Consider the following 13,036-nt stretch of genomic DNA (forward strand, 5'->3'; position numbering starts at 1 on the left):
GAAGGGCCCTCCGCAATCCTGGACAGGGGTGAGGAATCGTGATCGTTCCGTGATCGAGGTCTCTGTGCGTTAGCTGATCGTTGACTGCATCATGTGCTCAATCTCCGGCGTCGGAGGGGTGGAGCAGCGTGGGTGCTGCGAGTGGGCGAGGAGTTCCTGCGTTGGATGTCATTGACCGTCCTCGTGTGCGGCGGATGCTCACGCGCGCTGGGATGGGTCGGTTCACCGACCCCGACACCGGCGATGTCACCACGGGGGACTGGATCGCGTGGTCCCAGACCAACGACATCCTCGGCCGGGTCCGCACCGACCAGACCACGTTCGCCTCCGCCATCGCGACCACCGCCGGGATCCTTCCCGACGGCGGCACCACCGACGGGGAGATGACCGAACCGACCGGCGGGAACCCGCTGGACTTCGACCACCGCTACACCTACGACAAGTCCGGGAACCTCGCCAAGGTCGAGGACCTCACCGGCACCCCGGTCGAGGGCAGCGACGTCAGCCCCTACACGGTGCGGGACTACACCTTCACCACCAACGGCGCCCGCTCCACGGTGAAGGAGACGATCCGGGCCGACGGCACCCCCACCGGCACCGCCACCGCCGGCATCGACCAGACCCTGACCTACGACACCGCTGACCGGCTCACCGGCGGCTACGTCTACGACCCCCTCGGCCGGCAGACGACCCTCCCCGCAACCCACGCCCCGAACCCCACCGGTGGAGACGTGCAGCTGGGGTACTTCGACAACGACCTCCCCCAGAAGGTGGCTCGGGACGGCACCACCACGACCTTCACCCTGGACGTCGCCAAGCGGCGCCTGGTCCAGTCCAGCGACACTGGCGGGGAGGTGACGACCACGACCCGGCACTACACCGACTCCTCCGACAACCCCTCCTGGATCGAGACGACCAAGCCCGATGGGTCCACCGAGACCCTCCGCTACACCAGCTCCATCAGCGGAGACCTCGGCGCCAGCATCGCCACTGACGGCGGCGTCTCCCTCATGCTCCCCAACATCCACGACGACATCACCACCACCATCCCGATCCCCGCCGGCACCCCCGCCACCACGGCAGCAACCACCATCGCCGGCTGGTCCAGCTACACCGAATACGGCACCCCCATCGACCCCGCTCAGACAGAGACCGTCGGCACCAGTGCGGGCTATGGCTGGCTCGGCGCCAAGGAACGCTCCACGACAGCGGAGACAGCGAACCTCACCCTCATGGGCGTCCGGTTCTATAACCGAATCACGGGCGCCTTCACCAGCGTCGACCCGGTCCCCGGCGGGAACGCCACCTCGTACAACTACCCCACCGACCCCATCAATTCGTTCGACCTCGACGGAAAAAAGGGATGGTGGAAAAAGAACTGGCGCAAGGTCGCGAAGGGAGCGCTTGTCGTCGGCGGGATCGCCGGAGCAGTTGCTTGTGGAGTTTCGGTAGTCTGCGGGATGGCCGTAGGTGCCGCCGTCGGACTCGGCACGTACGCGGCAAAATATGCAGGCACAAAGAAATTCACGGTCAAGGGCGCAGTGACGGCAACTGCTCTCGGTGGTCTGCTCGGCGGAATCGGACTTTCCAAGTTTGTACGGAACGGGAATAACTTCATTAGGATTGGGAGAACTGCAAAAGGTGCCAATTGGCGAATCTCCGTAGGGAAGGCGCCGAAACACTACCAGAAAGCAGTTAAGGCAGGAAAGTCGCCCAGGGGTAGGCATAGTATCCACATGGACCGACACTGGGGAGGCTACACTAATGCTAAGACCATGAGGCAGAAAGTATGGTGGGATCGGAGGCCTAGGAAGTGACGCCAGAAGGAGTCTCCAACGTGAACAATAGCGAGCTTCGTCGGAATCGAGCGAGAGATTCGAGTATCGTAGATTATGCCACTTCATTTGCGCGGTCACGTAGCCTTGAAACTGCCGTCCAGATCGGCAGGGACTATGACAATCTCCGGCTAAGCACTCCTGGCAAGAAGGGGGTCGCGGAGCTCTTCGTTGGTCCCGGGTGGGTGACTCTCGCTCTTGGTGAGTACGAATATCACGAAGTGACTGACATGTACACACTCCAGGGTGCGGAAGATGATGACCGAGAATTGTTCGAGATCTTAGTCGTTGCGGCCCAGAATTGGCTGAATGGACAGTGGGAAGAGGTCGAGCTCAAGGGGTGCTTTGGGCGATGTGGAACAGGTGTTCGTATCAATTTCTTGGACGGCGAATATATAGAGCTCGCAAAAAAGGGGAGAAGGTTTCTAGCGGTCCAACATAAATGGTTCTGGGGTGAATGGGGGCGCCAATAGGCCACAATGCGTGGCGCACCAACGCGGTGCCGGAGTGCAGGCCATACTTGATTCAGCCACATTAGTTCAATACGGGACTGATGCCCGATCAGGTGTCAGCTTGACCTGACCTATGGCCTGGTTTCCACTCTCGATTGCTAGCTTCTGGCGGCGGTGAGTGCCCGCGGGGTGCGGGCGAGGTCGTAGTCGTGGGGTGTCGCGTACTCGAGAGAGGAGTGCCGGCGTCGGCGGTTGTCGAACACCTCGATGTACTCGAAGAACGCGTTTGCCAGCTCGATCCGGGTCTTCCACTTCTTCCGGTTCAGCAGCTCGATCTACATCGTGGACCAGAACGACTCCATCATCGCATTGTCCAGCCCGTCGCCGACGGTCCCGAACGACGGCAGCAGACCGGCGGAGCGGATCTTCTGAGTGAAGACCCAGGAGGTGAACTGGACTCCGTGATCCGCATGAACGATTCCTCCGGAACCTGGTTGACGTGCACGGATGGCCATGTCCAAGGCGTTCACGACCAGGGCGGAGTCCTGCTTGGAGTCGATGGCCCAACCGATGATCTTGCGGCTGCAGGCATCCAGCACTGCGGCGCAGTAGATCTTGCCTTCGCGTGAGGAGTGCTCGGTGATGTCCGTGACTCATAATAGCATTGGGAAATCAGGCGCATAGTAAGTTTACTCGCGTGGTAGTAAATAGGCGCGGCGGCTACACTCCTCGACGAAGCATCTGCAAGGGAAGCTTGACGCCCTGCTACGCAGACGGCATGACCGCGAGCGGGAGGCCGATGGAGCTCAAGCCCTGGAATCGACGTGCCATCCGCGCCGGATTCAAGCAGTTGGCGCGATACGAGAAGGCAACCGGACGGAAGGGTGGGCTATGGGTTTACTGGAAAGACGCCAACGGGATAATTCGCTTCAGGCAGATTGGATAAGTTGCTAAGTGAGATTTAATGCGCGCTCCGTGGATGCCGAACTATACTCGACTCTTCTTCAAAGCCTAAGTCCACTCGGATTTAAGCCGCTGCCCGGCGGAAGAAAGCTTTACTTGGATACGCAGGACCTTACAATTATTGCCGACATAGAGAAAGGTAGGCCGTCATCGGACGGAACTTACCGCGACGTGATCCTGGGCTATTTCAGGTACGGTGCCAGGCGGCCCGTAAGCCCAGCGTACGATTATAGTCAGGTCTACGCGCACGTTATGCGCGAGAGGAGCCTCGAGGGTCGCGAACTGTATAATGTTCGCGACACTTTCGAGCGAGAGCTGCTCGCGCGTGATATTAATGAATTGTCGGTACCGTTCGCCGCTAATCACTCCACCTGGAGTAGCATCTACCACGGCATTCTTGACGGCACAGTGCCGACCCTTCAGGCGACCTTCATTACGGCTAACCCGCCCGCGTTGGTACGAGACGCGGCCGAAGTGGCCTTAGCCTCCGGCAATAATGGGTGGCTTCGTGATTGCAGAGAGCGCCTCTGTACTTCTGACTGGGGAAGCGAACGTAATGAGGCTGCGGAGATGTTCCTTGCGGAATTACCTAGCGAAGTTGAATAATGAGAGCTCGGAATCCCTTGGGTGTGGATGCCGGAAGCCGAGTGCGTGAAGATCTTCTCGAGTATTGCCAAACACCTCCAAGGTAAAAAATCTGGCGTTTGCCAGCTGCTCTCCCTGCGCTACGCCCCAAAAATTCTGGCCGTCAATCCGTGAGTGCAGGATGTGCCTTTTTCTGCAATCGTTTTCCAGGGAGGGGTGATGACGCTTGCTCGGATTCGAGCAGTTCCCTCCCGTGACGCGCTTCCCAAAACTTGTCCGCGCGGTGTGTCGCCCACTCGGGCAGCAGTCCAGCATGCTTCGTTCGGATCTTGGAGGTGCGTTCCGGACGGAACATCACTGGTGCATCCCTGAAATGGTGCACTGTGTTTGCGGTCGGCCTGAATTATCGAGATCGCCGGACAGTGGTCCTAGTGGATGTGAGAGTGAGTGCATGAAGGAAGCCATGTTTTGGAACCTGGTGGACGAAGCGAGGACCGGGCGCGAGGTCGACTTGGAGGTTCTGCGCACTGCCTTGCGAGGCTTGTCGGACTCTGACCTAGAAGGCTTCGACAAGCAGTTGTGGGGAAAGGTCAAGAAGCTCAGCAGCCGAGCCGTGCGCAAGGCGTTAATGACCAACCCCGAGCTGTTCGACGGAGAGGGGTGGAGCGATGACGGATTCGAGTACGTGTGCGCGGGCATCGTCGCCCTTGGGGAGGAGGTCTACAGGTCGGTTCTGCGTGACCCGTCGGTGCTATCGGCTGGGACCTGGGAAGGGCGCGAGGAGCTCCAGTACCTGGCTGAGGAGGTGCTCGAGGAGCGGTACGGCGAAGATGAAGACTATCTCCAAGGGCCTCTGAGGTGGCAAGTGAGCGTGAGCTGCAAGAAGTACCCGGTCGTGCGATCGAAGCCGCTGGAGAAGGGCTTCCCGGTCGATACCTTCAGCTGGCTCCAGGTCGACGTCCAGGACACCAGTGAGATCCCGCAGCACGTCTATGAGCACCCCGGCGGCGAGGTCTTCGCCTATCCACCGCATAGCCTCGCGTACGACTACTTCGACGTTGCCTCACACGAGATCCAGGAAGCGTTACGCCCGCACATTGACTTCAGTAAGCTCCCCGATCTTTTGCTGTCTGTACTTGTCGCCGTGGGCGAGTCCGACACGCCGCCACACTGGCAGCTCATGCCGAACTGCTCCCAAGAGGAGCTCTACCTCGGAGTTGCCTCAAGCCTCTCCCGCGAGCGGGTTGCGATGCTATCCCCGAGTGAGATGCCAGCGCTCGCATATCGCCTCATCGTTGACTCGCTGGAGGTGTACTTCGACGGCCACCCTGCCGAGCGGCGCCACGTCTCCGAGCTCCGGCAACGGCTCCAATAGACACTCGGTCGTCGACTGGTGTCTTCCCGTTTGGGTATACCCCGGCGGGACAGCTAGCCGGGGCCGCAACGAGCGGTCCGTAGCGCTCTGGCCGAGCGGGTCATAAGCCTTCAGTGCGAGGCGAATAAAGGCGGCAAGCGTTGGGTGGAGCACCTGGCTCTTCGTGATTGATCTGGTAGGTGCACTCGCTGCACTCGTACGTGTCCGGCCGCTCAGGCAAATGTTCGCTCCAGTCGTGACCGCATGCCTCGCACTGTTCCCTTGGGCGTCGCGCGCGCCATCTTCTCAGCATGCTGGCAGTGTCCGATGGCAGTCTCCGCGTTGCAACCGACTGTTTGTGACACGCCACCTCGGAGGTCACGAGTAGACGCTCAGAGAACGCAGGAAGTTGCCATACTGGCGGGAGGATCAGCACAGAGGAGGCCGCGTGGTGGGGAGGCTCCTGCGCCGCTTCGGCGACATTCTGGGCTCCGTCGTCGCGGCAATCCTTCAGCTAGCCCTGACTATCGTCATCGGCCCGATCGTCCTGCTGCTCATCGGCACTGACGCCGCGCTCTCGATCGCGAGGCGCGAACCGAGGATCACGTTGCCCTCGTCGGGTGTTGACCTCGGGGCCGCCGATGACGGTCAGGTGGATCTGACTCGCGTGGCGGACGCTATTACATCTCGATGCAAGATCGAGGTCACCACCGTGCGGCCGGCGCCCGGTGAGATCGAGCTGTCCTCGGACATGACGGTCGGTCTGCCCGCCGCTATCGGGGTCATCGCTGACCTCGACGGCGAAGACTGCATCGAGGTGTCCATCGGCCTGTGGGGCGAACACGGCGTCGAAGGGCACGACGAGTGGCGCAGTGATGTCGCCGTCGCCTTGGTCGCTGCATACCTCGACTACGGCATCACGTGCCGAGTGGTCAAGGGGCACACCCTCGGGTTCTTGTGGCTCGATGATGCCGGGGTTTGGCGGTGCGTACGCCCGGAAGGCGAATCGACGTTCCATCAAACCCGGTTCCGCGATCTCCCTGGCAGGCCCGCGAGTACCACAGAAAGAGCGCAGTGGCTCGCTCTCATGCGGTCCTCGCCGTCCAACTAGTCGACGAACGCCAGCCCCGAGGCCCTCCGTGTGCGTGCGCTCATCGCCATTTCACAACCGACCGTTTATGGCTCGCGCCTGTCAGCGCACTTCATACGTCTTCCGGGAGACCGGTTGGGGAGTCTGGGTCGTACCCCCCGCGTATGAACCACCCTCCTGCCCTCTCGGCCAGCAACGGCGGCAGCCAGTTGATGGAGAGGGGTTCGCACCACGCCAGCACCTCGGGGAGCGTCAACCCGATCTGGGTCCACGACCGGTCGAGCTCTTCAGAGACCGCGTCGGGAGCGCTCGTCGGGGAGTAGATGTCGATGTCGAAGCCGCCATCAGGTGGTGGGCTCGCAGGTTCGCCGCGGAGGCGCTGGAGAAGGGTCCTTTCTGGGGTTCCTCCCCAGTGCGTCACGAGGACATCATGGCCCTGGGTGAAGCCAGAGGTAGCCCGTCCTGCGAAGGCTCTACATCCCGCATCGATTGCCCGCTGCGACGGCCCCCAGGGCCCATCTGGGTTCTCGGCCGTGAACTGAGCAAGTCTCTGCTCCTGCTCACGCAACCACTTCCTCGCTCTCATCCTCCGACGATAACCGTCTTCTGCGCTGCCCCAGAGGGGACCGTTTATGGCCCGACGGTCCGGCATCTCTCGCCCGACCGGCGGCCTGCCGCGGTATACCTTCCTTCTAGGCCCGTACCGACGTTCGGCGGTGAACCGCGAGGCCGCACCCACGATGAGACGCGCAGTGCATCGGGACGTGACGACTGAGATCGCTGAGATCAAGCGCAAAGCGCGAGTGGTGGCTGTGGTGGGAGTCCTCATAGGTGGCGTATTGCCTGGTCTACTCGGGATCGCTGCGATGTCCACTGCCGAGACCAACCCCTACCGTGCCGAGAAGTTCACAGCCATAGCGTGGCTCATCATGATCGTCGCCTGGCTGACCTTCGCGGCGTTCCTGCTCATGGTGGCACTGGGGGTCATCACCGTCGAAGAGGGAACGCCCTAACCGACCGTACGTGGCACGGGCTCTCGATCGCTGCTGGCTTGTGCGGACCACTGTCGCCCGCGAGCTCGCTGGGCACGCACCAAACAGGGGCACCCCAGCAAGACAGTTACTAAGCGGTCATTTACAGTTACCAATAGGCTCCCGAAGTGTACTTTTGCTACACATCCGTCGCACTAGGTATACCCAAACGCGACACCTCTTGCTCGGCCGTCGCCTGTGACTCCGTCCGCTAATTGGCGGGGTTCTTCGGTCGCTTCGTGGCGGTCTCACTGACGAGCGATGGCCAGCGGGGCCGGGTCGATCGGTCCCCGGGACGCTGTTCGGCACCAAGCGGTGGGCACTGCGCCAGCCAGGTTCGGGACCGTGCGGATCACAGGTAGCGGCAGATGGTCGTGGCGTCGCAGTTGGTCGGGTCGACCGTGGCGGCAGCGTCGCTGAGTTGGGCGACGGTGTGTCGCAGTGCCTGTAGGTCGGCGATTTGGCGGTCCAGGTCGTCCAGGCGGGTCTCGAGCAGATCTTGCACGTGCCGGCAGGGTGCGACCCCGGCGTCGCGGATGTCGAGGACCTCGCGGATTTGGGCCAGAGTGAACCCAGCGGTGCGGCTGCGGCGGATGAAGCCCAGGCGCGCCAGGGCTTCAGCGGCGTAGTCGCGGTAGCCGTTGGCGGTTCGGTCCGGTGCGGGCAGCAGCCCGGCTTCTTCGTAGAAGCGCAGCGTCTTGGTTGTGGTGCCGCTGGCCTCGGCCAGCTCACCGATCCGCACGGCGCCTCCTTGCTCGAACGGCTTCCACGTTCATCTTGACCTTTCCCTGCACTGGAAGGTCCATTCTGGTCACTGGAGACGTGCAACGCAAAGGAGATGTGCGATATGGGTGAGGACTACGACGTCGATTTGGCCGTGATCGGGTCAGGAGGCTCGGCCATGTCGGCGGCGATCGCGGCCAGCCAGGCCGGCAAGAGTGTGGTGTTGATCGAACGCGGCGTCCTCGGCGGCACGTGCGTGAACATCGGCTGTGTGCCGTCCAAGACGCTGCTGGCGGCCGCCGGAGCGCGGCACGCCGCGCTGACCAACCCCTTCGCAGGCGTCCCGACGTCAGCCGGACCGGTGGATCTGGGCGCCCTAGTGGCGCAGAAGGATGGCCTGATCGAGAGCCTGCGCGAGGCGAAGTACGCCGACGTAGCCGCCGCCTACGGCTTCGAGGTCCGCTCGGGCCAGGCCGCCTTCCTGAACAAGGACACCATGGCCGTCGACGGCGCGGTGCTGCGGGCCCGGGCCTACCTGATCGCCACCGGCTCCACCCCCGCCGTCCCGGACGTGGCCGGCCTTGAGTCCGTGGACTGGCTGACCTCGACCACGGCGATGGAGCTCACCGAGCTGCCCAAGTCCCTGGTCGTCATCGGTGGCGGCTATGTCGGGATGGAGCAGGCCCAGCTGTTCGCCCACCTCGGTGCCCGGGTGTCGGTGGTCGGGCGTCTGGCGCCCCACGCCGAGCCGGAGCTGGCCCAGGGGCTTCGGGAGGTTTTCGCCGACGATGGCATCACGGTGGTCGAGGAGCACGCGACCGCGGTGGCCACCGGCATCGGTCCTCATGGACAGGACGTCGTGGTGAGCACCGCCTCCGGCGCGCAGGTCCGCGGAGCACGGCTGTTGGTGGCCACCGGGCGCTTCGCGCGCACCGACGGCCTGGACCTGGCCGCTGCCGCGGTGGACGTGGACGAGCGGGGCTTCGTCGTGGTCGACGAGTCCCAGCGCACCTCCAACCCGCGCATCTACGCCGCCGGTGACGTCTCGGGGGCTCCTCAGTACGTCTACGTAGCCGCCGCCGGCGGTCGGGCCGCCGCGCTCAACGCACTTGCCGACGACGGTCGGGCCACGCCCGCACGCGTGGACTACACCGGTCTGCCTGCGGTCGTGTTCACCAGGCCCCAGCTGGCCTCGGCAGGGCTGACAGAGGACGAGGCCCTCGCCCGCGGGTACGTGTGCGACTGCCGGGTCCTGGGCCTATCCGACGTCCCTCGGGCGTTGGTCCAGCACGACACCAGGGGCGCGGTGAAGCTCGTAGTTGACGCCACGACCGGCAAGGTGCTGGGCGTGCACGCTCTGGCCGACGGCGCCGGGGAGATCATGCTGGCGGCCACCTACGCCATCAAGGCCGGCATGACCGTTGATGATCTGGCCGACACCTGGGCGCCGTACCTGACCATGGCGGAGAGTCTGCGCATCGTCGCCGGCCTCTTCCGCAACCAGATGCCGACGTCCTGCTGCGCCTGAGATCCCTCGTATCCACTGGCCCAATCCGAGGCCCGGGCCGGAGCGCCGGGGACGCCTGGTCCTCGGTACTGGTGCAGCAGTGCGCCTGTTCTGCATCGGGCACCCTTGCTGCTGGCCTTCGGTGTAGCCGGTCTCGGCGCGGTGTTTTCACCGGCACCGCCGCCGTGCTCACTATCGCCGCCATCGTCCTGGCAGTGACCGGAGCACGCCGCGCCGACCTCATCTCGCCGGTAGCTGTGGCGGCACGGAGGCTGAATCCTCGCTGTGTGGTTGGGCCGGTTCAGGGTGGCGTTGAGAAAACTCGCCGGTGGTGGTGGGGGCCTGACCCTTGTTCGTGGACACGCTGATTCCAGCATCTGCTGGGGAAGCGAGATCATGAACCATGGCCAGGAAGAACTACTCCGAAGAGTTTCGCCAGCAGGCGGTTGACCTGTACGAGTCGACACCGGGAGCGACGCTCCGCGGTATCGCGGAGGACCTCGGGATCGTCCGAGGCACGCTGCGACAGTGGCTCGAGACCCACGGGAGTGGGAAGAAGACCGCGGCTGACGGTGTGACTTCGTCTGCTGAATGGCGGGGTTCTTCGGTCGCTTCGTGGCGGGGTCAGGTGACACCGATGACCAGGGTGCTCTGTGCGGCTTCGATGACGTCGTTGGTGATGGTGTCGAGTTCGTTGATCTTCAGGACCCGCTGGATCTGGGGGAAGAGGCGTTCGAGGAGCCGGAAGTTGCCGCGGGTGATCCGTGCGATGGCTGCGATGGCTTGGGCGTCGGTGAAGTCGTCGGGGTCGAGGGTCTTGCCGAGGGATCGCCAGTGTCGCTCGAGGACGAACAGCAGTTCGTCTTGTCCCAGGGGCCGGTACTGGTGGGCGAAGCCGACTCGGCTGTAGAACTGGGGGTAGTGGCTGAACTGCTTCTCCAGGCCGGGCATGCCGATCAGGATCAGGGCGATGCCGTCGCGGTCGTAGCGATCGCGCAGCAGTTCCAGCGCGGCGGGACGCAGTCGTTCGGCCTCGTCGACGATGATCAGCTCCACGTAGTTCCTGCCGTGTCGCCATCCCCAGGCCTCGGGAGTGGCCGTGCCGGGAGGTACGAGGTGCTGCTCGATGCACATGTTGGTGCGGGTGATGGCTTGGGTCAGCTCGTCCTTCAGGGTCCGCGGGGTGGTCAGCACGCTGGGGGTGTAGAGCACGGTGCGGCTCCGGTTCAAGGCGGCGTAGATCTTGGCGTCGTTGTCGGAGCGCGGCCCCCAGTAGGTCAGCAGGTCATGAGCCTTCTCGTAGTGTGCGTAGCGGCGTGCGGAGAGTGTCTTTCCTACGCCGGCTGATCCGAAGCACAAACCGATGGTGTGCCCGCGGCGCACGGCGTCGGCGAACTCGGTGAAGCGGCGGTGCTCCTTGGTGACGATGAAGCGCTGGCTTACCTGAGGTCCTCCTTGTAGATCTTCAACGCCGACCTCGGCGCCGGAGCCGGTGCTTCGGTGATCCGTGGCGTCTCGGTAGGTGCGGCCACGAGGGCGATGCGTTCGTTGATGCCGGCTCGCAGCGCCCGGCGGCGGGCGTTGCGCGCGGCCTGGATCTCCTTGAGGCTGACCTTCTGGTCGTGGTGCTCTTGGTTGACGGCCTTGCAGACGAATTCGTCGTGATCGAAGACGCGGATCTCGGTGATGTCGCGGGGGTCGTAGCGGATCACGACCGAGCGTCCGACGTAGCCGGCCAGAGTTGGCGAGACGTAGCGCAGGCCCTGGAAGCGGATGCCATCGCGGCGCACGACGCGGGTCTTGGCGACGGTTAACAGCAGTCTGTCGAGGTCTTCCAGGCTCTCGGGCATTCGGGGCAGCCAGCCATCGGCGATCCACGCGCTGCGCGGGGAGGTTCCGAGCTCGCTGTGCGTGCGGTCGTTGTAGGTGGCCACGAACGCCTCCAAGGCGCTATCGAGGTCGGCCAGGGACAGTTTCGGTGTCGGCCAGGGGTCCCCTTCGGTGATGAGTCCGGGCAGGGTGGCGAGTAGCTCGGTGTTGATGGTGCCGAAGAACCGCTCGATCTTGCCCCGTCCCTGGGGTCGGGCGACGGTGGAGTGGATCAGTCGGATATGGAGGTCGACGGCGGTGTGGGCGAGCTGGTCACTGGTGAAGTCGCTGCCGTGGTCGACGTAGAGCACGTCGGGCAGGCCGCACATCGGCCAGGCCGGGTCAGTCTTGTGCCAGATCGCTTGGCGCAGCGCCAGGGCGGTGTTCATCGCCGACGGTGCGCCCAGGAAGACTGTGTAGCCGCAGACCGCCCGGGAGCAGTCGTCGAGGATCGTTGTCAGCCATGGCCGTGCGGACTTGCCGTCGGTGCCCACCACCAGGATGTCGAGCATGGTGTGATCGGATTGCCACATCGCGTTGGGCAGCTCTGCTTGCCGGCGTAGCACCAGCTCGTGCTTGTCGCGGTAGGACGCTGCGCCCTCCAGGGCGAGGGTGACCATGCCGGGATCCAGGGTCCGCACGATGTCCCACACCACCGAGTAGGAGGGGACCGGCCACCTCCGGGCGGCGCAGATGCCCGTGACTTTGCGATGGATCGTGGCGATGGCCGGCCGCGGCTTGCTCAGTGCCAGGCCCTCGATCAGGTCAACGAGGTCGGGCGGAAGGCGGCGGGCCCCGGCGTCCGCCCGTGAGGCTGTCTCCAGTCCGGCGTAGCCGTCAGCGCGGTAGCGGGCGTGCCAGCGCTCCAGGGTCCGCAGCCCTACATCGGTCTCGCGAGCTAAGCGCGCAAGGGGCACCTGGTCCTCGACGTGGAGCCTGAGGATTCGCCACCACGCTCGAGCGTCCACGACGCACCTACTGCACGACGTTCTCGCGCCCGCGCTCGGCGCGCTGAAGGGCGCGGTAGACCGTGGAGCGGCCCACGCTGAACAGCTCGGCCAGCTCGCCCACGGTGTGCTCGTCGGCAGCATGTAGCTGGACGAGGTGAGCTTCTTGCCGGGGGGTGAGTTTCGGTGACTTCCCGCGCAGCCGGCCCTTGGCCTTGGCGACCTTCATCCCCTCGCGGGTGCGGGCACGGATGAGGTCGGCTTCGAACTCGGCGACCATCGCCAGCACGTTGAACAACAGTTTCCCCATCGGGTCGGTCGGGTCGTACACCGATCCGGCGATGCTCAGCTTCACTTCCCGCGCCGCGAGGTCGTCGGCGATCTGGTGGGCATCACGGACTGAACGCGCCAGCCGATCGAGCTTGGTGACCACGAACGTATCGCCGTCCCGACAGGCAGCCAGCGCCTGCCGCAGGCCCTCACGGTCGGCGTTGCGGCCCGTGAGCCCGTGATCGACGTAGATGCGCTTGGGATCGACGCCGAACGCCGCGAGTCCGTCACGCTGCGCGGTCAGGTCCTGCTCGTCGGTGGAGACTCGGGCATAGCCGACCTTCAAGGGGGACATGCTCCCCAGTGTGTCATATAGCCTCCCTTCACCGGACAGTTCACCGGACGGGTCT

General features: G+C 64.1%; 11 protein-coding genes and 2 pseudogenes. 7 read left to right on the forward strand and 6 right to left on the reverse strand.

The window, feature by feature from the left end; genetic code table 11:
* The first annotated feature begins 194 nt into the window (after positions 1 to 194).
* Positions 195 to 1,817, forward strand: a complete 1,623-nt coding sequence (locus A4A78_RS11590) for a hypothetical protein (RefSeq protein WP_197466671.1) — start codon at positions 195 to 197, stop codon at positions 1,815 to 1,817.
* 628 nt (positions 1,818 to 2,445) lie between these two features.
* On the opposite strand, the pseudogene A4A78_RS17545 reads toward A4A78_RS11590, so the two are convergent.
* Positions 2,446 to 2,940 (reverse strand): annotated as a pseudogene (locus A4A78_RS17545) (IS3 family transposase); the annotation flags it as partial.
* A gap of 11 nt (positions 2,941 to 2,951) precedes the next feature.
* Here A4A78_RS17545 and A4A78_RS18365 point away from each other — a divergent pair.
* The 3 genes from A4A78_RS18365 to A4A78_RS11600 all read left to right on the forward strand — a co-directional run bounded on the left by A4A78_RS18365 (position 2,952) and on the right by A4A78_RS11600 (position 6,300).
* Positions 2,952 to 3,233, forward strand: coding sequence for a hypothetical protein (locus tag A4A78_RS18365; RefSeq protein WP_369816752.1), 282 nt, complete (start codon positions 2,952 to 2,954; stop codon positions 3,231 to 3,233).
* A 1,053-nt stretch (positions 3,234 to 4,286) separates the two neighbouring features.
* A complete protein-coding gene (locus tag A4A78_RS11595) occupies positions 4,287 to 5,210 on the forward strand; it encodes a DUF4240 domain-containing protein (protein ID WP_197466673.1) in 924 nt (307 codons plus the stop codon).
* 427 nt (positions 5,211 to 5,637) lie between these two features.
* Positions 5,638 to 6,300 (forward strand): hypothetical protein, encoded by a 663-nt coding sequence (locus A4A78_RS11600; RefSeq protein WP_062949368.1) that lies wholly within the window; start codon positions 5,638 to 5,640, stop codon positions 6,298 to 6,300.
* Positions 6,301 to 6,391: 91 nt separating this feature from the next.
* Here the strand turns inward: A4A78_RS11600 and A4A78_RS17815 are convergent, their stop codons facing one another.
* On the reverse strand, positions 6,392 to 6,865 hold the full coding sequence (locus A4A78_RS17815; RefSeq protein ID WP_156488611.1) for a hypothetical protein: 474 nt from the start codon (positions 6,863 to 6,865) through the stop codon (positions 6,392 to 6,394).
* Between the two features lie 178 nt (positions 6,866 to 7,043).
* Here A4A78_RS17815 and A4A78_RS11605 point away from each other — a divergent pair, with 178 nt between their 5' ends.
* Positions 7,044 to 7,292: a hypothetical protein gene (locus tag A4A78_RS11605; RefSeq protein WP_156488612.1), complete on the forward strand. Its 249-nt coding sequence runs from the start codon at positions 7,044 to 7,046 to the stop codon at positions 7,290 to 7,292.
* A gap of 370 nt (positions 7,293 to 7,662) precedes the next feature.
* On the opposite strand, the gene A4A78_RS11610 is transcribed toward A4A78_RS11605, so the two are convergent.
* Positions 7,663 to 8,052 carry a heavy metal-responsive transcriptional regulator gene (locus A4A78_RS11610; RefSeq protein ID WP_010552305.1) on the reverse strand — a complete coding sequence of 130 codons (390 nt, stop codon included), beginning with the start codon at positions 8,050 to 8,052 and terminating at the stop codon, positions 7,663 to 7,665.
* A 105-nt stretch (positions 8,053 to 8,157) separates the two neighbouring features.
* Between A4A78_RS11610 and merA the strand changes: the two genes are divergently transcribed.
* Both merA and A4A78_RS17820 read left to right on the forward strand, forming a co-directional pair.
* On the forward strand, positions 8,158 to 9,561 hold the full coding sequence (gene merA, locus A4A78_RS11615) for a mercury(II) reductase (RefSeq protein ID WP_062949373.1): 1,404 nt from the start codon (positions 8,158 to 8,160) through the stop codon (positions 9,559 to 9,561).
* 382 nt (positions 9,562 to 9,943) lie between these two features.
* A pseudogene (locus A4A78_RS17820) lies at positions 9,944 to 10,129 on the forward strand (transposase); the annotation flags it as partial.
* 35 nt (positions 10,130 to 10,164) lie between these two features.
* Here A4A78_RS17820 and A4A78_RS11620 read toward each other — a convergent pair.
* Genes A4A78_RS11620 through A4A78_RS11630 form a run of 3 tightly spaced genes read right to left on the reverse strand, consistent with a single transcriptional unit; the run spans position 10,165 to position 12,981 of the window.
* The gene (locus A4A78_RS11620) at positions 10,165 to 10,968 is read right to left on the reverse strand and encodes an AAA family ATPase (RefSeq protein WP_062949866.1); all 804 of its coding nucleotides are present in this window, start codon (positions 10,966 to 10,968) and stop codon (positions 10,165 to 10,167) included.
* Positions 10,969 to 10,979: 11 nt separating this feature from the next.
* The gene (locus A4A78_RS11625; RefSeq protein ID WP_082835306.1) at positions 10,980 to 12,377 is read right to left on the reverse strand and encodes a Mu transposase C-terminal domain-containing protein; all 1,398 of its coding nucleotides are present in this window, start codon (positions 12,375 to 12,377) and stop codon (positions 10,980 to 10,982) included.
* Positions 12,378 to 12,384: 7 nt separating this feature from the next.
* Positions 12,385 to 12,981 (reverse strand): recombinase family protein, encoded by a 597-nt coding sequence (locus A4A78_RS11630; protein ID WP_006590953.1) that lies wholly within the window; start codon positions 12,979 to 12,981, stop codon positions 12,385 to 12,387.
* Positions 12,982 to 13,036: the final 55 nt, after the last annotated feature.

The sequence above is a fragment of the Brachybacterium sp. sponge genome, assembly GCF_001613775.1.
GTDB lineage: Bacteria > Actinomycetota > Actinomycetes > Actinomycetales > Dermabacteraceae > Brachybacterium > Brachybacterium conglomeratum.